Source organism: Saccharicrinis carchari (assembly GCF_900182605.1).
Classification (GTDB): domain Bacteria; phylum Bacteroidota; class Bacteroidia; order Bacteroidales; family Marinilabiliaceae; genus Saccharicrinis; species Saccharicrinis carchari.
Genome location: NZ_FXTB01000003.1, coordinates 275,350 through 297,228, shown reverse-complemented (window position 1 = coordinate 297,228; position 21,879 = coordinate 275,350). Strand labels below are relative to the sequence as shown.

Genomic DNA, 21,879 nt, shown 5'->3' with positions numbered 1-21,879 from the left:
TAATTAAGCAGCAAATTTAATGGAAATTATTAACAAATAAGTGGTTTAGCATTACCACCTCCCGGGATACAAGGCCACACCCAATGAAACCGGGTACAGCTCAGGACCTCTGCCTTTTTGAAACAATGGCGTAAAATAGTAGCTACCATAAAAATTAAGTGCTTTATAGCCAAAACGCACTTGCGCCCCATAGCGGAATTCGTTCAATCCAAAGCTACTACGGTTTTTCTCCTTATTGCGATCCCCCTCCTGTTTGGTCACTATTTTGGTGTGCGATCTTAGTTTATAAGCGCCTATCACCCCTGCTGAAACATAAAACGCATTTCTGTTGCGTTGGCTAAACTGCACTTCAAACAACAGCGGTACTGTAAGATACAGCGTAGTAAGTTTATTCTTTTCCAACCCTACAGTTATAGGTTGTGGAGCCAAATTTCCGCTTTCGTCCACAATAGGGATGTTAGGGTTATCGAAGCGATAATTGTTGTAGTTCAATCCCAATCCGCTAACCAGGCCTACATTTCCCTTACGGCTTAAGGATATATTTTGCTGCAAGGCATTGAGCGAAAACTCAACAGATTTACCACTGTTTAAGGAGAGGTAACGGTAATCGTTTGCGAGCGAAAAATCGCCATTGCTATTTATATAGTTGTTTAGCCCTATGTCAACACCCCAATAATGGCCCTTAAACAATCTGTTATTTTTTATATTTTTTGCCTCGCTATAGATATGGCTTGATTTGCCAACGGAAAACTCCCGGGCCTCATCCTTGTCCACCACCTCTATTCTGGAACCAAAAACTCTTATTACCGTAGTATCCCCATCCACCTGATTGTGGTTGGATAACCGCATGCTGTTATCAACATCGGAATCATCACTTTCGATTGCGAGACTATCCGGTGTAGTTTTTAAGTCTGCAGCCTTTATACTATTGACGGGATTTCCGCGTATATCTATATACGATATTTCTCCGTTTTTAATTACGCGTGCCACTCCATCTTCAAAGTCACCGATGTGCTGATACAAACAATCTATTATTTCGACACCCTGAAGATTGATATAGCCCATTTTACCATTTTTAAGCACCTTGGCTCTGCCATCTTCAAAAGGCCATATTTTTTGATATTGTGCAGGTATAAACTCATAACCCGAAAGGTTGACATAACCTGTTTTTCCATTTAGCAACACCCTGGCCTTTCCGTCTTCAAAACCCCATATTTGATCGTACTTGCAGGGTATAAATTCATTGCCATAAGCATTTACATAGCCCACCTTTCCATTCCGAAGCACACGGGCTCTTCCCTCTTCAAAATCCCAAATCATATCATATAGCAGTGGTATTACCACATCGCCGTTGGTATTGTAAACACCTAACTTCCCTTTTTTTAACACCCTGACGTTTCCGTTATCTCGCAGGTTCCAGACCTGATCGTTTTCGCACGGAATTATCACATCGCCCCACTGGTTTATCAATCCTATTTTTCCATTATCCATCACGCGGTAATACCCTTCTTCTATCTCCCAAACCTTATCGTAGGCCTTTAAAAACTGTTTATCCTGCGCATTGATGAAAAGCGGTAATAGAATAGCAAATAATAAAATAGATAAGTACTTCATTTTTTTTGACGATAGACTATTAGACAATAAACAGACTGGTAGCGCAACATGACGCGTTAGGCTGCGGTGATCGCTGTTTATTTTAAAAATTAACCAGCGTTAGGCCTACTGTAAACGGGGTAACTTCGGGTCCCTTATCGGCCTCGTATAAGGTACTTAAATTGTACGTTCCGTATAGTTTAATCCAGTTAATCCCCATCTGAAACATGAGCCCGTACTGAAAAGGATTTAAATTGATATCGTGCCTCGATTTATGCTTATCGTTGCCTTCGTACACCGTTTTTGTATGCGAGCCCAACTTCAATCCACCGTAAATGCCAGCCGATATAAACGCATCCTGCCTGCCTGCCTCACACGATTGGAGCTCAAGGAGCAAAGGCACATTGATAAATGAGGCCACTATTTTATTCTTCTTTACATTGCGGTCAGCGATGGGTACTCCCACTGTTATCCCCTCTTCATTTTTTTGGATAAGGTAGTTACTATCAAAGCGGTAGTTGTACACTGCCCATCCCATACCTGTAACAAGACCCAAGTTTGTTTTATGTTTTTGCAAACCGATGCTGTACTGCAAAAAATTAATCCCCACGGTCATAGATTTGCCCGAATTAAGATCCATAAACCCTGCATGGTCGGTTTCCTGATAATTACAAAAACCCAACTGCACACCGGCCCAATGCCCTTTAAAATCTTCGTGGTTAACCCTTACCGTTCTTACTTTTGTACTTCCATAATCCTCAATAAACTCCCATTTACGCCTGCCAATGGTTATTTTAGCCACGGTATCGTTGCGTTCGTTCACTTCTACTCTGGCATTCTTAAAACCAACTATTACCCGCTCATTATTTTCGTCGATAACGATAACTTCTGACGTTTTACTTGCGGGTTTTTTATTTTCTTGTGCCTGCATACCTATGGGTAATAAAAAGGCACAAAGAAAGATGAACGTATATACTTTGTACATGATTTTTAATTTTAATCGGTTTATAAAATTGATTTTTTTTATAAAACTTCCGGAGGTTTTGAGGGTAGGACGAACGAGGTGCTAATTTGTTACAGGTTTATTCTTAATTCGTTGTCGAATGGAAATATTATCTGACTCCACCTGATAGGCAACCAACTGCCCATCCGCTGTTAACACTCTGTTGACTTCTGTTTTGTTACCGGCCAAAAAATTAATTACCCTAACGCCTCCGGCCACCACCCGGGCACTACGCGAAAGCTGCTCACTTTGCTGGTTTAAGTGCGACTGCATAGCTAAATGCTCTTGTTTTTTTTCTGCTAAACTATTGGCTATTACAAGCGGCATCATCGTATTTAAGCCCAACTCGTAGGCATTAATATTTTCCGTTTTTAAGTGTATTGCTTTAGTAGCTGCCAAAGCCTCTAATTTAACCGGTATCATCGATGGATTTTTTTTAACTATCGATATCGGATTTGATTCGTATGTAGCAGGTTTATTTACAGCTTTTAGCTGAACAGCTTCAGGTGTAAAGAGATGGTCAGTCATGGTGGCGTCCTGCGCGTTTGGCTGAGCAATTGGCATGGGCGTATCGTTTGTGGCCACCAAATTTTCTGTTATTACGGTTTTTTGGAAGAACGGTACAGATCCTAATAAAAGTAAAATGGCAATGGCCGCAGCAGCTCCAATTTTTTGAAATGATGAAACCCTTACAATCGGAATCATTGCCACTCTTTTCAACCTACTTTTTAAAGGAAAACGAATACTTTGGCTTGCTTTTAAAAATGTTTTTGAATAGAAACTAATAAGTATCGCGCGCTTTTTATCTTCATTTATATAAGACGAAAGCCAATCTTGTTCTTCGGCATCTAATCCATCTTCCATTTCCTTTATAGCCACATAATCGGGATAGGATAAATCAGAAAATTCTATCGGTGCTTTTAAAATATTGTGCTTTTTTTCAAACACTTCCTTATGCGGACACAAAACCACACTCTCCATATCTTTAAGCTCTTCTTTGAGATGAGGGTTTTCCTCAAAAAACTGAAATAGCAAGGCCTGATCCGATACGGAAAGGTTCCCGTCCAAATAGTCCATCATCCATATTTCGTAATTTTCAATTGTAAGCATAACTCAAACTAACAACTCAATTTTAACCAAATAATTCTTTAAAAACTGCCTTCCTCTATAAATATACACCTTTACCTGCGCTTCGCTCAATTGGGTAATTTCGGCAATTTCGTTATACGAATAACCCTCATAATCGCGCAGCAGTATTACATTTTTTTGCACGGGCGGAAGCCTGTCTAAAGCCTGGTGAAGCACTTCGTTTACATCCGAATAACTCCGGGTGGTAAAATGCTTATTTTGCTCGGCATCGCTCCAAACAGCCTTAAACTTATCGCGCCTCACAGAATCAATAAGTGTGTGATAGGCAGCGGAGAATAAATAACTCCTGACTTTAGCATACGATATATCGGTATGGTTTCTCCATACTTTTTCAAACGTATCCTGTACAATGTCCTTCGCCTTTTCGCTGTCTTTAATGTTTTTTAGTACAAAGCGATATATATTGTCGGAATAAAGCGCAACGCTCTTATTATATTCCTTTACTGTCATCCGGATTAATAATGTAATCTTTAATTGATCTATCACAGCCTGGAGTATAAAGCATCTATACAGAAGTATAAAAGCGCTTTACATCCGCAAGGTAATCCTATATAAAACACCAACTCCTTTCGTAAAATTATATTTATATGGCCGCTTTTTTTTAGTAAATAGCACTAATAAGCCAATGTTTATTGGAGTAGGACGCATCAGCACAAGTAAAGTTACAGTGTAGAAGTGAAATAGGGAAATAAAAAGGCATTTATAACGCTTAGCCATCGGTCATTCACTAATATTGGCCAGCTCAATACCCCCTTGCGTATGGCAAAAATTGTATTGATTTTCTTTTTATTACTTCCGTTAAAAATTAAAAAGATGGATATACATAGCGTAAAGCTTATCCCGTGCTCCTGCCGATTATTAAACAGGGAGTAATGGTTTTTAGCATTAATAATCAGAGCTATCTTGTGCTCTGCCTAATATTTCTGTATTAGTCAAAGCACCAAAGATTAACTTTTATAGTGTACAAAAGGCCCACTTAGCGTGCGTAATGGTTAAAAAAGGAAAGCACAATGTAAGCACAAAGGGCACAAAATTATGATAGACATAATAACTTCCTTGTATGCAAAGTGGTTATCTCTCCGTTTATTGCCCGGCTTCTACCTTTGGCTTAATCAAAATAATATCTGCCCTGCGATCAACATGAATACGGCCTTGTATTTTGTTACTTCCTTCCACCGTCAATTGCTCTCTGGCACCCATAGCGCTTGTTTGCATTCTTTTTTTGTCCACACCATAATGATCTATCAGGTATTGCATCACCGTATCGGCACGTTTTTTACTTATATAGTCCGGGTTACTTTCGGCCTTATCGGCAAAACCCACTATTTGCAGCGACCAGTCGGCATGTTTTCGCAAAAGTACGGCCACCTGTGCCATAGTAACCTGGTTTTCGTAATCTTTAAATGTAGCACCTCCCGGCATAAAATATATCGGGAAGGTATTGTCGGCCCTGTATATCCGGGTGCTTTTTTCTTCCGTTATTACTGAATCAATCTGCAAGCGAAGAATACCGGCTTGCTGTTGCACCATTCGCTCAAACTGGTTTACCTCATCCTCGAGGGGATCTTTTCGCTTGTTTCCGAAAATATTAAAACCATAGGTACGATAGGTCCATTTGCTATGCCGTTTATTTTTCTTGCCTATTTTATAACTTATATTAATGGTGGTATGCCAGTAGCTGTCGTTGGTGGCGCCAGACAAAATACCATCCAGATTATCTTCCAGTCCATAATGGATATTGCTTTCGATACCCAAATCAAAGCTACGGTTAATCCGATACAAAACACCGACACCAACAGGCAGCACCAACTCTCTTTCGCGGCTTATTTTTTTGTACGGATCATTTTTATCATAGCCAAAAACAAAATAACCACCATCGGCACTTTTACCTTCCACATCACTGGCGTGTAAAACCTGATTATCGGTATTTTTGTACACCCTGTTTCGAAGTGCTTGCAGGCCGAACCCTACATTTACATAAAAGTTCCATTTGTCGTTTACGGGACCCGGTGTGTTAATCATCTGGTTGATATAAAAACGAGCAGCCCCCGTAAACTCCAAAAAATTACCATCATAATGATGGTGTATTCCATTTTGCTGCATATCGCCTTGCATATACCTGAAATCGATAGCGAGTGCAGGCACCAATTGATAACTAAGGGCCACGGAAGGACTGAAATGCCATTTTCCATCCGGGATAATTAAATAATCGGTGAAATCGGTGAAATAGATATTGGGTCCATATCCCAGCATAATATCCCAGCGGTTAAACTTTTTTTCGCCGGAAAACCGCATATGTTCTTCAATGAGTCGCTTGTCGGTTGTAAACTGTGCAAACGACGAAGTTACCCAAATCAAAAGCCAAACTATTACAACAAAGCTTTTACTTATCCTCATTTTCACGGGTTTGTTCATCGTTAACAATCATCAAAAGATCCACTCTACGATTAGCCATGTGCAGACCTTTGATATTTTTATTTTGTGTATCGGACAACAGTTCCGATTTTCCTTTGGGATCGATACGGAAGCGCCTTGCATCTATTCCAAAATCGTTTACCATAGCATCCAACACGGCATTGCATCGTCGCTCACTTAATTTTAAGTTATAGGAGAAACTGCCCCTGTCGTCGCAATATCCCGAAATAACCATATTTATCGATTCGTTACGCTTTAGTGTTCGAGCCACTCTTGCCAGTTGTCTGTGCTCGCTCTTTTTAAGGTTATACTTGTCGAAATCGAAGAATACAGAGGCCGACACACCCTCCTCATACACCACTTTCTCAAATTTTTGGTAAGATTTAGTAGTAATGATAGAATCCAGACCTGCCAACTTGTCTAATTCGCTTTTCAGCGAATCTAAACGTATTGCCAATGGATCTGCCGCCCGTTGCGATTCATACGCCAGATTAAAATCTTTGTAGGTCCATCGTGCATGGCGTTTATTTTTCTTGCCAATTTTATAAGTAAGATTAAAGGAAGTATAGAGATAAGTATCGTTATCGGCCCCGCTAAAGTTAGCATCCAGATTGTCGGCAGTGAGATTTCGCATAGTAGATTCAAGCCCCAGGTCAATACTTTTATTTACGCGATAACGCACACCAACGCCTACGGGTACCACTAATTCGGTTTGTCTGCTTTGTTTATCGTTAGGGTTTTGCTTGTTGTAACCTACCACAAGGAAATCGTTATCATCCCAACCCGGAGGTTTAGGGTATCCGCCCAAATTTTTATGGACATCGTTTACCTGCATAAAGCTGTTGTCGTCGAGCCTACGCAAACGACTCCGGAAAGCACTTACGCCAAGTCCAATTTTTCCGTATATATCCCATTTGTCGAGCAATGGACCAAAGGCTACCAGTTGATTTATGCTAAAGCGAAGGTTCATGCTATAATCCATGAAATCCCCTTTAAAATAGCGATTGTTTTTTTCGCCATACATTTCTCCTGTAATAAACTCAGCATCTAAACCCCAGGCTCTACCCATCTGCTTAGACACAATAACTGATGGGGCAAGTTTAAGATTACTTTTGGGGAAAACGGTATAATCAATAACATCCGTGTAGTAAAACAGCAACCCATAACCTACTGTAACAGACCAGGTGTTGTATTTATTTTCCTTACGGTACACCTGCTCATCGGTGAGATTACTAAAATCGATTTGAGCAAACATAGGGGCGATGCCCAATAGGTACAGGGCTAAAATAGAAAGGCTATATCTATAAAACTGCATAATAACGAATTATCTTGTAAACCAGGAGAAATTTGTGTTAAAGCTATATTATTTACCCCAAATTCGCTGTTGCGTTTTACAAATAGTTTCAATTATTACACTAAAGCGCATATATTTATGATGTGTTGAGTACTTAATTTGATCATTGATTAAATTAGTATATTATTACACCAGTTATTTCAAAAATAACATCCCCATTAATTTATAAAACAAAAAACGGGGAGTAGTAAAAACTACTCCCCGTTTTTTGTTTTTTTTATTGGATTTTAATTTGTTTTGGTGGTTTTGGCTTTACCTCATCCCGCTTGGGTAAAGTAATGCGAAGTATTCCATCGGCATAGTTAGCTTTAATTTTATCGCCCTCCACCATGGTTTCCGGAACGGTAAACGAACGCTGGAAGGACTGATAACTAAATTCCCTTCGGGTCATTTTCTCTCCCTCTTTCACTTCGTTCTCGCTCTTTTTTTCCGACGAAATACACAGGCGACCATTGTCGTAGTCCACCTTAAAATCCTCTTTTTTCATTCCGGGAGCTGCCACCTCTATCTGAAACTCGTTATCATCTTCTTTTACGTTGACTGCGGGTAATGTAGAGTTGGTGCTCGCAAAGTTGGCGCTGTTCCAATCCATCATATCTCCTTCAAAAAATCGATCAAATACTGAAGGAAAAGATGGAAATAAATTGTTTGATAATCTTGCTAGTGTCATAGCGTTTCCTCCATAATTTAAGTTAATAATAAATTTCGCTTAAGCGAGCTCAAAATCAATGCCATACAACTTCTCATTTTATCAGCAAATACACACACTTGATTGATTATCTGAACATTACACGACTTCCTGTATCAATAAGATAAAAACAGCATTTAAAGCGCTCTGTAATAATGACATACATTGATTGAAGAGAGCAGAAAACTTGTCAGACGATATGCATTTTTGACAGCGTGCACACGGTCATTAACCATACCTAAAATTAATTACCCTTTTTTTTACGGAATAACTGTATACTCCCAAAACCGGAAATAATAGATATATAAAATCCAAAATCGTACCACCAACCGGTATTGTAGGTCTCATATATACTTCGTGAATCATTAAAAATACTCAACACCAAACTTATTGGGGCTACCCATCCATGCCACACCCCTGAAAAGAAACCAGCCGGTGTATTTCCATCATAATGCCCACCACCCGGCAAACAGGAAGTCATCAGCAAAACGATTAAAACCGCAAATACCGTAAGCCTATTTATTTTTCGCTTGTTCATACCATTTGATTTTAAATAAGATTATTATATTTTACCCTTTAAAAGTAATAAAGATAAGAACAAAAAATCATGGAAATAACGGTACTTATCGATAACAAAAAAAATACGTTGGCCTATCGCAGCGAGCATGGCCTGTCCATATTGATCGAGTTCAATGGTGCTACGGTTTTGTTTGACACGGGCAAGAGTGATGCTTTTATACAAAACGCCAAAATATTGGGTAAAGACCTCGGCAAGGTAGATTATGTAGTGTTGAGTCATGCACATTACGACCACACAGGAGGATTAGAGGACTTTTTGATATTAAATAAAACGGCTAAAGTAGTATTAAAAGAAGATGTGCTGCGCGAGAGATGGAGTGTTTCGCATGGCTATAATCGCAGGATAGGTTTCCCATTGCGCAAACGTTTTGAACAATTCAACGAACGCTATCATTTTATTAAAGCGACAGAAGAAATAGTGCCCGGTCTTTTCGTTTTTCCGGAAATAAAAAAACCCACTAACCATAGCTTCACCGATTCCTATTTGTTTGTTCAGGAAAAAGGCAGCTTGGTTCCGGACACCTTTAACGACGAGTTATTTATGGCCGCCGTAAACGACAATAAATTAGTGGTGTTTACCGGATGCGCCCACAATGGCGTAGAAAACATGATTAAAACCGCTATCGACTATACCCAAATAAATGAGATAGAATTTATGATAGGAGGCACTCATCTTAACCGTGCATCGGAACAACAAATAGTGGATACAGCGAACCAACTTAGTCAATTTTGTATAAAGCGGGCCGCCTTTAACCATTGCTCCGGGAAACGTGCTATCGATTTACTAAAAACTGCACTAAAAGGCCGGGTTGAATATGGCTATGCGGGAACAAGCTTTCGCGTTTAGTGCCGCCCTCCAACGAAACCTTTTCTACTAAAAACAAGCAGCACACATTTTTTTATCAAGCACTATTGCGGATTGTTGGCTTTTAATGAGAATACAGCCATCAATACCAACCCTACAATCCCCAGCAGGGCAATAACGGAGTAGCTGCCAAAAAGTGTAAAGGAAGCACTGAAGAGCCACGGCCCCAATGCGCTGGCAAAAACAATCATCTGCATGCTCACCCCCGAAATGGCCCCCAGATTTTTTCGACCATAAAACCGGGGCCAGGTTACCGACACCAGCACAGCAAACAGGCCTCCGGAAAGGCCGGCACCAAATACCAACAGATAATATCCGATGGGGGCCGACAGAAACGCCAATCCCACCGAGGCGATTACGCCGCCTAAAATCATCAAAAACAACAGCTTTTTTAATTTGATAAAATCACTTAAGGTGTTAAATATAAATGAAGTGCTAACGGAAATAATCGACATAGGAACAAAAATTGATATAGCATCGGTTTTGGTTAAACCCACGTTCTCAAAAACTGAAACGATATGAAAAGTCAGGCCGGTAATAAAATAACCATTGAATGCCATCATGAGGCCGTACATCCAGAATGCACGTGTCTTCAGCGCTTCTTTTTTGCTAAACTGGATACGTTCCGCGTCGGTTTTCCCCCTGTTATTTTTTTTAATCAAGCTGCCATCTGGCTTTAGGCCCATTTTTTCCGGAGTATCCCTATAAAAAATATAGATTAGGCCAGCCACTACCAACAGTCCCCAAGCCATCAATTGCCAGGCTTTCTGCCAGCCGTTGCCTTCGATCAAATGATCGATAAAAAGTGGCGAAATGGAAAAACCGAGCGATACTGCAATAGAGCTAAAGGCATTAACGGATCCCCTGAATTTATCGAACCATAGCATAATCATATTTCGCGATGCCATAGTAAGTACACCCTGCCCCGAAAAACGGATTAAGAAAAAGCATAACATAATGACCACAAACGGAATTACCCATGTTGAGGAACCGGTAAAGCGCTGTATAGACATCGATATTGCCTGCGATTGCGAACTAAGGGCCAGAGCCAGGGCCAAACCCAGGGCTGCAAAAAAGGCCACCTTACGGGCACCATATCTGTCGAACCACTTGCCGGCTAGGCCCAATAAAAAGGAGCTGCCGATTGTTCCGAGGGCATACGCCACACTAAACTTGTCACGGCTAAGTCCCAGGGCATCCTTAACCGGATCGGTAAAAGTACTTACGCCCAATGTTTGTCCGGGCACACTGGCCCAAACGCCCAACGTACCTACAAGGACAATAATAAAACCGTAGAAGAAGAGAGGCTTTTTGTCTGGCCCGGATTGTTGCATAGCATAGTAGAAAAGTGAGGTACAAAAATACGCAATGCCTTGGGAATATAAAGGTTAAACTAGATTAAAAGAAAAAATTCTATCAAATCGCCATCATTTAAGGCGCAAAACCCATTGAATGCGAAAATGTTGTTATTTTTGCAACAGCAAAACTTACGATTAACTCGGTGAGATGGATTATTCATTATTGGATTTATTAAAACTGATAGGTGCTGTAGGCCTCTTTTTGTATGGGATGAAGCTTATGAGCGAGGCCTTGCAGAAAGTGGCGGGTTCAAAAATGCGGAATATCTTTGCCGCCATGACCTCGAACCGGTTTTTAGGGGTACTGACCGGCCTGCTGGTTTCGGCCACCATACAATCGTCGAGTGCCACAGTTTTAATGGTGGTAAGCTTCGTTAACGCGGGCTTGGTTTCGTTGATAGAATCCATCGGCATAGTGATGGGTGCCAACGTGGGCACCACCGTTACGGGATGGCTCATTTCGCTGTTCGGATTTAGGTTTAACCTAACGGAGTATGCCCTACCACTGATGGCCGTTGGCTTTCCTTTGGTGTTTTCAAAAATAAACAGGCATAAATCGTGGGGCGAGGCCATCATCGGATTTTCACTTTTATTTATGAGTCTGGGCTTTATCAGCACCACGGTACCCGATGTAGACAGCAACCCAAGTATCCTAAGTTTTTTATCCAACTACACCAATCTTGGTTTCCTTTCGGTATTATTATTTGTACTGATAGGCACGCTGCTCACCGCGCTTATTCAATCATCGGGCGCCACCCTGGCCATCACATTTGTAATGTGCAACCAGGGCTGGATACCTTATGAGTTGGGCGCAGCCATGATATTGGGTGAAAACCTGGGTACGACCATTACACCCAATATTGCCGCTACCATTGGCAACATCTCTGCTAAAAGGACAGCCCGCTTGCATCTGCTTTTTAATTTAGCAGGTGTTATTTGGGTGCTCAGCCTATTTGGCCCTTTTACTTCATTTATCCATAGCATCATTACCAGTTTCAACGTAGTATCGGTAAAAAACCCTCAGGCACTCATCCCATTTTCGCTGGCCTTGTTTCATACCGCATTCAATCTTATCAACCTGCTTTTATTTATTGCTTTTGTGCCGTTGATACATCGTGCTGTCATACGTCTTGTTCCGCATAGCGGAGAGGAAGGAGAAGAGTTTAAGCTGAGATACATTACCACCGGTATGCTCTCCACCTCGGAGCTTTGCATTTTACAGGCCAAAAAAGAATTACAATCCTTTGCACGACATACCGGTAAATTATTGGGTTTTAACAGAAGGTTGCTGGCAGAAACCAACGATAAGCGTTTTAACAAAATGTACACGGCCATTGAAAAGTACACTTCGGTTAGTGACGATGTAGAGGAAGAGGTAGCCAGTTACCTTGCCAAAGTTTCGCAGGGTAAACTGAGCGACCAAAGTCGTAAAAGCATCCGAGCCATGCTTAAATTGGTAAGTGATCTTGAACATATCGCCGATGCCAGCTTTAATCAGGCCCGCATAATCAATCGTGTGCAGAAAAACAGGATTAAGTTTTCGCCTAAGATTATGACTAAACTCAATTTGATGTTCAACCTTGTAGAAAAAGCCCTATCCGTAATGAGCGATAATTTGAACGCGAACCAAAAAAAAGTGGACATTTCGCAAGCCCGTACAATTACGCAAGAGATAAACGACTATAGCGAACGCCTAAAACAGGAACAAATCGAGAGCTTAAAAAACAACGAATACCCTCAGGAACAAGGGGCGGCTTTTGCCGATATTTTTGGCGAATGCGTGAAGATAAGCAGCTATGCCATGAATGTATCCGAAGCCCTTTACGAAACAAAACGATGATTAATAGTTCAATGTTTTTCGGGTTACGGCAATAAAGATATCCATCCCCCTCAACTCATCTTTTATATTAATTAAGTCTTTTAATTTTATCATACCAATTTTGTAGTTGAACTGAGGCCCGGCATACTCCTCCGATACATTTATGAAATTAAATTTATCCAGATCTTCCTTTTTGTTATACCGAAGATAAATTTCAATTTCGCCGGTTTGTTCGTAGTAAAAATCGGGATAATAATTTTTCTTTTTGTACTCGTATTTATAATCGTGGCCAATGGCGGTAATATCGGAAAGAACGGCCGATCCGGTAGGATGTCCACCCGCCCCTTTGCCAAACATAAACTGCTTATCGTAAGCCAGGCCTTTAATTACTACACCATTAAACTCGTCCTCAACACTATATATGTATTTGTCTTTGCGAACCAGTCGGGGCAGCACAAAAAGTGATATTTTATTTTCGGCCAGTTTCTCCACCTGAGCCACCAGCTTTATCTTGTATCCTTTTTCTTTAGCAAATTGGATATCGAAATCCGAGATGTTCGAAATCCCATAATTCAATACCTCTTTGGGATCAACCACAGTACCGAAACTATGTACCGTTAAAATAATTAATTTAAACAGGGAGTCGAAGCCATCCACATCAAAACTCGGATCAGCCTCGGCAAAACCCAGATCCTGCGCCTCTTTAAGCGATTCTGCATACCCTTGGTTGTGATCGAATATTTTGGAAAGGATATAATTTGACGAACCGTTGAGGATACCCGTTACCGACAACAGCAGATCGTTATCGTAATACTCCTCCAAATTACGTATTACAGGTATGCTACCACAGGCAGATGCCTCGTAGAGTAAGGAAACACCATGTTTATCTTGCAGTTCGATAAGCTCTGCGATATTCTCGGCGATCATTTTTTTGTTGGCCGATACCACATGCTTCCCTTTTTTTAAAGCAGAAGTAACAATATGGTAGGCTTCTTCGAAATCCGAAATCAATTCAACAATCAGGTTAATGTTGTCGTCATTAATTAATTCGTCGGCCGAGTAACAAAACATATTCTCTGGTAAAGTACGTTCCTTACGGGTTTTTACGCATATTTTTAGCACTTCGGCATCCAATGCTGGACTCTTTTTAAGCACATCCATCAATCCTTGGCCTACTACGCCAAAACCAGCCAGACCAATTTTCAATTTCTTTGTCATGTAGCTAATATAAAAAAATAAACCATTGGAGCGAATATCACTCCAATGGGCAAATATAAGTCAAAAAAAATGCTGCGCTGAATCTTGCTCCAACAATTATCTAAGAGTTTTTAAATCCTGCACTTAAATCACCGATAATATCATCGACATGCTCAATACCCAACGAAAGCCTTAGCAAACCGGGTTCTACACCCGCTGCCTTTTGAGCCTCGGCCGATAATTGCTCATGAGTAGTAGTAGAAGGATTAATAATCAATGTTTTGGCATCGCCTACGTTGGCCAGATGACTGATTAGCTCCAGGGATTCTATGAACTTGTCGGCCCTTTCGTTGCCTCCCTTTACTTTAAAAGACAATACGCCGCCAAAACCACGCTTTAAATATTTTTTTGCCAATTGGTGATAAGGCGAACTTTTTAAACCGGGATAGTTGACATACTCCACTTCGTCGTGTTCCTCGAGCCAGGTAGCCACTTTTAGTGCATTATCAACTGTGCGGTCGAGCCTTAAGGATAAAGTTTCCAGGCCCTGCAATAATAAAAAGGAATTAAACGGGCTTAAGGCCGGGCCAAAATCGCGCAGTCCTTCAACACGACAACGGATGGCAAAAGCGATGTTCCCAAAAGGACTACCTTCGCCAAACACCTCCCAAAACTTGAGTCCGTGGTATCCTTCGCTGGGTTCCGTCATCGAAGGGAATTTTCCATTTCCCCAGTCAAAGTTACCTCCATCAATGATAACACCACCTATAGAAGTACCATGACCACCAATCCACTTTGTAGCAGATTCTACCACGATGTTGGCACCATGTTCTAAGGGACGGAAAAGATAGCCGCCCGCACCAAAGGTGTTATCCACAATTAAGGGTATCCCATTTCGCTTGGCAACCTCGCCTAATTTTTCAAATTCGGGGATATTAAAACGGGGGTTTCCGATAGTTTCTACATACAGTGCTTTTGTATTTTCGTCAATGCGCGCTTCGTAATCTTCGGGCTTGTCACTTTCAACAAGATGCACCTCTATCCCCAATCGTTTAAATTGCACTTTAAACTGATTATACGTACCCCCATATAGATTGGACGTTGACACAAAGTTATCGCCCGCCTGCAATATATTATTGAGCGCAATAAATTGTGCGGCCAGTCCCGAGCCTACGGCCAACGCCGCAGCCCCACCCTCTAAAGCGGCAATTCGTTTTTCAAACACATCCGTTGTGGGGTTCATAATACGTGTATAAATATTCCCAAACTCCTTTAATCCAAAAAGGTTAGCGGCATGCTTAGAGTCGTTAAATACAAACGATGTTGTTTGATAAAGCGGTACGGCACGTGAGTTGGTTTCAGCATCTACTTGCTGTCCGGCATGCACCTGAAGTGTTTCAAATTTTAATTCAGCCATGATATATAAATATTTAGTAAATAAAAATAACAGTTGTAACTCTTCTCTGCCGCGTATGACTGACGCATTATAATGAGAAGTTACTTTTTCGTTTTATTCACATACAATGCGTCGCGACACTAAATGGTCATCATCATTCGACACATCATATCCATTACCATGTAAAAATGATTTTCAAAGGGAGCGCTTGAGGAAACCCCTGCGTTATGAGAAGAAGATATAGATTGAATAATAAACACGATAAAATTACGTTTAGTACAAATAAAGACAATAAAAAAGATAAATAAAAGAGTTTAGCCTCTTTTGTCTTTTATTATGCAAGTATTTTCATCCCAATATTATAGGATTTTGAGCAAATGTGATTTAGATTGATTATGGATTAACATTTTTTTGCCATTGACGCAACCTTTTAAGAAAAATTCAGTCAAAGCATCAGAAACAATCATAAATCAAACCGATATGAAAAATCTATTCGACCACAAGTACTTTAGTTTTAAAAAAATCGACATCCCTGTCCGGTTTTTGCTACTTCAAATTATGGTACTCCTCGCCATTATTGTTTTAATGACCATTTGAGCTATTCCCACCAAGCGAACCGAAAAAAATAGCATCTAATCATTGGGTGCTTTTTTTATTAATAATAACCCGCCTTAAAAAACTTACCATCGCTAATAATACATTCTTTTTCAAATTGGCTTTATACTTAAGCCTATTTTTTACACCTACATGCTGAATAATATGGATTTATTTGGCAACAAAGTTGCCCTTTAAAAATAGGATTGATAAAAATTAGTTATTTTTGACCTCAACTTTGCACGCTTAAGTGGCAATGTTTTACGTATCAAGTTGATATTCAGAGAATAACTAAGTTAAAATGAAGAACCACAAACTACTCAATAATCTGCTTGGATGGCTTACTTTTACCATTGCAGCAGTTACTTACACCATGACAATAGAACCCACAGCCAGTTTTTGGGACTGTGGCGAATTTATATCTACCTCCTACAAGCTATTGGTGGGGCATCCTCCTGGGGCACCGGTATTTATGATTATAGGTCGATTTTTCACCCTTTTTGCCCCCGATACCGATTCGGTGGCCTACATGGTTAACCTGATGAGTGGTCTTGCAAGTGCTTTTACCATTCTGTTTTTATTTTGGACCATCACCCACCTGGGGCGTAGGTTTTTTATGAACCAGGAGAACAAAACCTGGCGATCCTGGGCAGTACTAGGTGCAGGATTAGTTGGTGCACTGGCCTACACTTTCTCCGATACATTTTGGTTTTCGGCTGTGGAGGGCGAAGTTTATGCTATGTCGTCGTTGTTTACGGCAGTAGTGTTTTGGGCTATCTTAAAATGGGAGGATGTGGCCGACGATAAATACGCCAACCGCTGGTTAATATTGATTGCCTACCTTATGGGGCTTTCTATTGGTGTGCACCTGTTAAATCTATTGGCCATACCGGCTATCGTAATGGTGTATTATTACAAAAAATTCGATGTTACCCAAAAAGGAATTGCCAGCGCTCTGGGAATATCGGCTGCTTTATTGGCGGGCATACTTTACGGTATCATCCCTTACACCGTTAAAATAGCCAGTTGGTTCGAGTTGCTTTTTGTCAATTCATTTGGCGCACCTTTCAACACCGGCATCGCCATTTATCTGATTTTATTGGTGAGCGCACTGGTATTTGGAATATGGTACACCCACAAACATCAAAAAATAATCCTGAATACTCTTTTACTGGGCAGTACCGTAATATTAATTGGCTACTCCTCATTTGCCATGATTGTTATCCGTTCGTACGCCAACCCCACCATGGACCAAAACTCGCCTGAAGACGTTTTTTCTATGATGGGATATCTGAACCGGGAGCAATACGGCGACAGGCCACTCTTCACGGGTCAATATTATAATTCGCCTATCGACCGCAAAAAGTCCAGTTCTAAAAAAGGCGCTCCCATACGCATTAAAAAAGATGGTGAATATAAAACGGTGGATTACAAACCACATTACGTGTTCGATAGTAATACAACTACAATTTTCCCCAGGATGTACAGTCGCGAAGGGCGCCATATTTCGCAATATAAATATTGGGGAGGAGGCGAACCCAAGGGACGCAGAGTACAAATAGAAGATCAGGAAACCGGTGAGATGAGAACCATCACTCTGCCGAGCTTCGGCCAAAACCTGAGCTTCTTTTTCAATTATCAGATAAAACACATGTACTTTAGGTACTTTATGTGGAACTTTGCCGGACGCCAAAACGATATGCAGGGCAACGGCGAAATACATAAAGGAAATTGGCTATCCGGCATTTCTTTTCTCGACAACATGCGATTGGGCGATCAATCTAAACTACCGGATTTATATAACGAGAACCGCGCCCATAACAAATACTACCTGTTGCCATTACTATTGGGTCTGGCAGGTCTATTGTTTCAATACCAGCAAGGCAAGCGGGGCAAACAAGGCTTCTGGATTGTAATGTTACTATTCCTGCTCACCGGGCTGGCCATTGTACTCTACTTAAACCAAACGCCCTTGCAACCGCGTGAGCGCGACTATGCCTACGCCGGATCGTTTTATGCCTTTGCCATATGGATTGGCCTGGGTGTATTGGCTGTGGCCGAAGGATTAAGAAAGATAATGCCCGCTAAGGCAGCAGCCATAGGAGCTACTGCAATAACACTGGTTCTGGTACCCGGAATCATGCTATCGGAAAACTGGGACGACCACAACCGTTCTCACCGTTTTGTAGCGCGTGATCTGGCATTTAACTATCTGGATACCTGCGACGAAAACGCCATTATTTTTACCAATGGCGACAACGATACCTTTCCGCTTTGGTATGCCCAGGAGGTAGAAGGATATCGTACCGATGTTAGAGTGTGTAACCTTAGTTATCTGCAAACCGATTGGTACATCGATCAGATGGGTCGTAAAGCCTACGAATCGGATCCGTTGCCATTTTCGCTCACACACGATCAGTACGTTACCGGAACAAGGGATGTGGTGCACCTGTTACCGCGAATACAAGGTAGAGTAGATTTAAAAGAAGCAATCAGGTTTGTGGCCAGCAACAATCCTAAAACCAAAGAAATTCCGGGTTACCCGGGACGGATCGACCACATGCCATCCAGATCGTTCAGCATTCCTGTTGATAGTTTAAAAGCGGTGCAAACCGGGGTGGTTAGTGAAGATGCTGCACACCTGATTGTACCTCAAGTGAACATCGACTTTAACAAAGAGTACATCTTAAAAAATGAACTCATGATATTGGACATGCTATCCAACAACGATTGGAATCGTCCAATTTATTTTGCCGTTACAGTAGGCCAGGACAACTATGCCAATCTGGAAGATTATTTCCAGCTAGAAGGCTTTGCCTACAAAGTGGTGCCCATCAAAACCAATTCGGCCGATGGCCAGTTTGGACGTGTAGCCTCGGATAAAATGTACGATAAATTTAAAAACACCTTTCGCTGGGGGGGCTTCGATGATCCACGTGTGTACCTCGACGAAAACCATCAGCGCATGGCCATGAACATACGCAATAACATGTCGCGCTTGGCCAATACCTTGCTGGATGAAGGTAAAAAAGATAAAGCCATTGAGATATTAGATATGGCTTTAACAAAGATGCCGGTAGAAAAAGTACCGCACAATTACTTCTCCATCTTTCTGGCCGAGGGATATTACAAGGCCGATGAACATGAAAAAGGAGACGACATTTTGCGATTATTTGGTCATCAATCCTACCAGGAAATAAACTTTTTCTCCTCGCTGCCCACCAGTAAACAAAACAATGTAGGCGACGATTTTCAGCGCAGCCTGGCTATATATACCGAAATTGCCAACATGACGGTAAGGTATAATCGCCACAAGTTACGCGAGGATTTGAGTAAGGACTTAAGTAAGCTTGCTCCGGACGTTTTGCCCGATAATCTGCTTTCGGTTTTTGCAGCCGAAGGATTTTACCTGGAGGGCAAACCTCTTGTAGCCGACCAGCTATTAGAAAATCTTGCCCTGATAAGCAGCCAAACCATTAATTACTACATGACGCTGCCATTAGAGGAAAAAAATCGTTTTGAGTATCAGTATCGTCAAAGCATGCTATTCAATCACGAAATAGATAAGCTCATGGCCAAATATAACAGGAACGAATTGATGAAAAAGCTCAGGGGCGAAGAGTTAAATCAGTTAAACGACATAAAGGAACTAAGCATCGAATAAAAATGGTAAGGCCTCCCCTGTTTGCCAAATACTTATTGTCACAACTTACCTGGCGCTACCAACATACAGGTAACGAGGTGTTTGTAAGCTTTGACGATGGCCCCATACCCGAAATAACACCTTGGGTACTGAACGAGGCCGACAGATGGGGAGCTAAACTCACATTTTTTTGTGTAGGCGAAAATGTGCATCGATACCCCGATATTTTTGATGAGATAATAAAACGCGGACATAAGGTGGGCAACCACACATACAACCATCTATCGGCATGGCGCACAGATAGGGTAAAATATTTTGATAACGTAAGAAAGGCTTCAAGTTTGATCGAATCTACGCTTTTTCGTCCGCCACATGGCCAGTTGTATCCCTGGTATGTGGCTAAATTAAAACAAAGCTTCGATAAAATTGTGATGTGGGATGTACTAAGCAAGGACTATGACAGTAGATTAACGGGAAGCCGGGTTTTTGATAATGTAAAAAATTACATACGGCCGGGTTCCATAGTTGTTTTTCACGACTCCCTAAAGGCCGAAAAAAACATGAAGTATGCATTTCCGAAAACTCTGGAAATGATTGCACAGAAAAAGTGGACAACAAGAGTGATTAAATAGACCGCTACGATAAGCCCTTGAAAAATAAACGACGTAGCACAAAAGGGTACACAACAAACGCAAAGAAAGATACCGTGCATTCTACCTTTTTTGTGGCATCATAATTAAGTGTTGAATAATGAGGTGTAGGGATCAACATATAAGTATCAAGAGGTAAGGATAAACCGGCCTGCTTGTGGGGTAACTAGTGTTTTTTACAATAAAACATATTGGTATGAGCTTAAAGTATCCCTGCATTTGGCACTACTAATATTATATAAATATAGTTTAAAAATGAACGTACTTTTATTAGGTTCGGGAGGCAGAGAGCATGCCTTGGCCTGGAAACTCAAGCAAAGCCCAAAACTTAAAGAACTGATTATTGCACCCGGCAATGCAGGAACAGCTCAACTGGGAACCAATATCGATGTGGATCCCAACAACTTTGATGCGGTTAAAGAAATAGCACTAAGCCATAATATTGATATGTTGGTGGTAGGACCCGAAGAGCCGTTGGTGAGGGGTGTAAAGGATTTTTTCCTGAACGACCCAAAATTGGCTCACATTTCGGTAATTGGCCCGGGGAAGCGGGGTGCCAGATTAGAAGGCAGCAAGGAGTTTTCGAAAGACTTTATGCTCCGCTACGGCATACCTACCGCCAAATACACCTCGGTAACGCTCCAAACCATGGATAAGGGTATTGCCTTTCTTGAAAAAATGAAATCGCCTTATGTACTCAAAGCCGATGGATTGGCGGCCGGCAAAGGGGTACTCATTATCGATGACCTGGAACAAGCCAAAACGGAGCTGAAAACCATGCTGGAAGGAAAATTTGGACAGGCCAGCCAGAAAGTGGTTATCGAGGAGTTTTTAGACGGTATTGAACTTTCTGTTTTTGTGCTCACCGATGGCTCCGCCTATGTGGTATTTCCTGAAGCTAAGGACTATAAGCGCATTGGCGAAGGCGATAAAGGACTTAACACCGGTGGCATGGGCGCTGTGAGCCCTGTATCTTTTGCCGACGAAGCATTTATGAAAAAAGTGCACCGTAAAATTATTCGGCCTACGATAACCGGCCTTTACGCCGACGAAATACCTTACAAAGGATTTATATTTATAGGGATAATAAAAGTAGACAACAAACCCTATGTGATTGAATATAACGTGCGATTAGGTGATCCGGAAACCGAGGTAATACTGCCGCGTGTGAAAGGTGATTTATTGGAATTGCTTGAAGCTACCGCCGCAAAAGAATTACGCAAATGTTCCATCGAATTCGAACCAGACACGGTTACAACGGTGGTGACAGTATCGGGTGGTTATCCGGACAAATATGAGAAGGGTAAGGAAATAACAGGACTGGATAAATTAACCGACGGGATGGCCTTTCATGCAGGTACTAAACTGCAAAACGGCAAGGTACTCACTAACGGTGGTAGGGTGATGGCCCTAAGTGCTTATGGTAAAAACAGAAAAGAGGCACTGGCACAATCCTATAAAAACGCGGCAGCCATCAACTACGAGGGCATATATTACCGCAAAGATATCGGCTTCGATTTGTAGCGCGTGACAAAGCTAAACAGCTCCCCTTGACAGTTGATAATCAACCGCTTGG

The 21,879-nt window shown here is 41.4% G+C and carries 16 protein-coding genes; 5 read left to right on the top strand and 11 right to left on the bottom strand.

Features of this window, described 5'->3' with window-relative positions:
- Positions 1 to 51: 51 nt before the first annotated feature.
- The 8 genes from FN809_RS07940 to FN809_RS07905 all read right to left on the bottom strand — a co-directional run bounded on the left by FN809_RS07940 (position 52) and on the right by FN809_RS07905 (position 8,740).
- Positions 52 to 1,614, bottom strand: coding sequence for a WG repeat-containing protein (locus FN809_RS07940; RefSeq protein ID WP_142532968.1), 1,563 nt, complete (start codon positions 1,612 to 1,614; stop codon positions 52 to 54).
- Between the two features lie 82 nt (positions 1,615 to 1,696).
- A complete protein-coding gene (locus FN809_RS07935) occupies positions 1,697 to 2,578 on the bottom strand; it encodes an outer membrane beta-barrel protein (RefSeq protein ID WP_142532967.1) in 882 nt (293 codons plus the stop codon).
- 81 nt (positions 2,579 to 2,659) lie between these two features.
- On the bottom strand, positions 2,660 to 3,706 hold the full coding sequence (locus tag FN809_RS07930) for a hypothetical protein (protein WP_142532966.1): 1,047 nt from the start codon (positions 3,704 to 3,706) through the stop codon (positions 2,660 to 2,662).
- 3 nt (positions 3,707 to 3,709) lie between these two features.
- On the bottom strand, positions 3,710 to 4,195 hold the full coding sequence (locus FN809_RS07925; RefSeq protein ID WP_142532965.1) for an RNA polymerase sigma factor: 486 nt from the start codon (positions 4,193 to 4,195) through the stop codon (positions 3,710 to 3,712).
- Between the two features lie 633 nt (positions 4,196 to 4,828).
- Positions 4,829 to 6,142, bottom strand: a complete 1,314-nt coding sequence (locus FN809_RS07920; protein WP_185957495.1) for an OmpA family protein — start codon at positions 6,140 to 6,142, stop codon at positions 4,829 to 4,831.
- Positions 6,129 to 7,475 carry an OmpA family protein gene (locus FN809_RS07915; protein WP_246095528.1) on the bottom strand — a complete coding sequence of 449 codons (1,347 nt, stop codon included), beginning with the start codon at positions 7,473 to 7,475 and terminating at the stop codon, positions 6,129 to 6,131. Before FN809_RS07915 ends, FN809_RS07920 begins: the two co-directional genes overlap by 14 nt.
- A gap of 256 nt (positions 7,476 to 7,731) precedes the next feature.
- Positions 7,732 to 8,184, bottom strand: coding sequence for an Hsp20/alpha crystallin family protein (locus tag FN809_RS07910; protein ID WP_142532963.1), 453 nt, complete (start codon positions 8,182 to 8,184; stop codon positions 7,732 to 7,734).
- 262 nt (positions 8,185 to 8,446) lie between these two features.
- Complete coding sequence (locus tag FN809_RS07905; protein ID WP_142532962.1) at positions 8,447 to 8,740, bottom strand: hypothetical protein; 294 nt, start codon at positions 8,738 to 8,740, stop codon at positions 8,447 to 8,449.
- A gap of 69 nt (positions 8,741 to 8,809) precedes the next feature.
- On the opposite strand from FN809_RS07905, the gene FN809_RS07900 reads away from it, so the two are divergent.
- Complete coding sequence (locus FN809_RS07900; RefSeq protein WP_142532961.1) at positions 8,810 to 9,628, top strand: MBL fold metallo-hydrolase; 819 nt, start codon at positions 8,810 to 8,812, stop codon at positions 9,626 to 9,628.
- Positions 9,629 to 9,690: 62 nt separating this feature from the next.
- On the opposite strand, the gene FN809_RS07895 is transcribed toward FN809_RS07900, so the two are convergent.
- Positions 9,691 to 10,980, bottom strand: coding sequence for an MFS transporter (locus FN809_RS07895; RefSeq protein ID WP_142532960.1), 1,290 nt, complete (start codon positions 10,978 to 10,980; stop codon positions 9,691 to 9,693).
- Positions 10,981 to 11,152: 172 nt separating this feature from the next.
- On the opposite strand from FN809_RS07895, the gene FN809_RS07890 reads away from it, so the two are divergent.
- Entirely contained in the window at positions 11,153 to 12,844 is a 1,692-nt protein-coding gene (locus FN809_RS07890) for a Na/Pi cotransporter family protein (protein WP_142532959.1), read from the top strand.
- Here the strand turns inward: FN809_RS07890 and FN809_RS07885 are convergent, their stop codons facing one another.
- Both FN809_RS07885 and FN809_RS07880 read right to left on the bottom strand, forming a co-directional pair.
- Positions 12,845 to 14,041 (bottom strand): homoserine dehydrogenase, encoded by a 1,197-nt coding sequence (locus tag FN809_RS07885; protein WP_142532958.1) that lies wholly within the window; start codon positions 14,039 to 14,041, stop codon positions 12,845 to 12,847. It abuts the gene before it with no gap.
- Between the two features lie 100 nt (positions 14,042 to 14,141).
- Entirely contained in the window at positions 14,142 to 15,437 is a 1,296-nt protein-coding gene (locus FN809_RS07880; RefSeq protein WP_142532957.1) for an O-acetylhomoserine aminocarboxypropyltransferase/cysteine synthase family protein, read from the bottom strand.
- Between the two features lie 874 nt (positions 15,438 to 16,311).
- Between FN809_RS07880 and FN809_RS07875 the strand changes: the two genes are divergently transcribed.
- The 3 genes from FN809_RS07875 (at position 16,312) to purD (ending at position 21,827) form a co-directional block, all read left to right on the top strand.
- Positions 16,312 to 19,674: a glycosyltransferase family 117 protein gene (locus tag FN809_RS07875; RefSeq protein ID WP_142532956.1), complete on the top strand. Its 3,363-nt coding sequence runs from the start codon at positions 16,312 to 16,314 to the stop codon at positions 19,672 to 19,674.
- A 2-nt stretch (positions 19,675 to 19,676) separates the two neighbouring features.
- Entirely contained in the window at positions 19,677 to 20,285 is a 609-nt protein-coding gene (locus FN809_RS07870; protein WP_142532955.1) for a polysaccharide deacetylase family protein, read from the top strand.
- 273 nt (positions 20,286 to 20,558) lie between these two features.
- A complete protein-coding gene (gene purD, locus FN809_RS07865; RefSeq protein ID WP_142532954.1) occupies positions 20,559 to 21,827 on the top strand; it encodes a phosphoribosylamine--glycine ligase in 1,269 nt (422 codons plus the stop codon).
- The last annotated feature ends 52 nt before the right edge of the window (positions 21,828 to 21,879 follow it).

Excerpts from the sequence above, each read along its gene's own strand:
- FN809_RS07870 (WP_142532955.1), top strand. The coding sequence starts at position 19,677 with ATGGTAAGGCCTCCCCTGTTTGCCAAATACTTATTGTCACAACTTACC.
- FN809_RS07940 (WP_142532968.1), bottom strand. The coding sequence starts at position 1,614 with ATGAAGTACTTATCTATTTTATTATTTGCTATTCTATTACCGCTTTTC.
- FN809_RS07915 (WP_246095528.1), bottom strand. The coding sequence starts at position 7,475 with ATGCAGTTTTATAGATATAGCCTTTCTATTTTAGCCCTGTACCTATTG.
- FN809_RS07925 (WP_142532965.1), bottom strand. The coding sequence starts at position 4,195 with ATGACAGTAAAGGAATATAATAAGAGCGTTGCGCTTTATTCCGACAAT.
- FN809_RS07900 (WP_142532961.1), top strand. The coding sequence starts at position 8,810 with ATGGAAATAACGGTACTTATCGATAACAAAAAAAATACGTTGGCCTAT.
- FN809_RS07875 (WP_142532956.1), top strand. The coding sequence starts at position 16,312 with ATGAAGAACCACAAACTACTCAATAATCTGCTTGGATGGCTTACTTTT.
- FN809_RS07935 (WP_142532967.1), bottom strand. The coding sequence starts at position 2,578 with ATGTACAAAGTATATACGTTCATCTTTCTTTGTGCCTTTTTATTACCC.
- FN809_RS07910 (WP_142532963.1), bottom strand. The coding sequence starts at position 8,184 with ATGACACTAGCAAGATTATCAAACAATTTATTTCCATCTTTTCCTTCA.
- FN809_RS07885 (WP_142532958.1), bottom strand. The coding sequence starts at position 14,041 with ATGACAAAGAAATTGAAAATTGGTCTGGCTGGTTTTGGCGTAGTAGGC.
- FN809_RS07930 (WP_142532966.1), bottom strand. The coding sequence starts at position 3,706 with ATGCTTACAATTGAAAATTACGAAATATGGATGATGGACTATTTGGAC.
- FN809_RS07920 (WP_185957495.1), bottom strand. The coding sequence starts at position 6,142 with ATGAGGATAAGTAAAAGCTTTGTTGTAATAGTTTGGCTTTTGATTTGG.
- FN809_RS07905 (WP_142532962.1), bottom strand. The coding sequence starts at position 8,740 with ATGAACAAGCGAAAAATAAATAGGCTTACGGTATTTGCGGTTTTAATC.
- FN809_RS07890 (WP_142532959.1), top strand. The coding sequence starts at position 11,153 with ATGGATTATTCATTATTGGATTTATTAAAACTGATAGGTGCTGTAGGC.
- FN809_RS07880 (WP_142532957.1), bottom strand. The coding sequence starts at position 15,437 with ATGGCTGAATTAAAATTTGAAACACTTCAGGTGCATGCCGGACAGCAA.
- purD (WP_142532954.1), top strand. The coding sequence starts at position 20,559 with ATGAACGTACTTTTATTAGGTTCGGGAGGCAGAGAGCATGCCTTGGCC.
- FN809_RS07895 (WP_142532960.1), bottom strand. The coding sequence starts at position 10,980 with ATGCAACAATCCGGGCCAGACAAAAAGCCTCTCTTCTTCTACGGTTTT.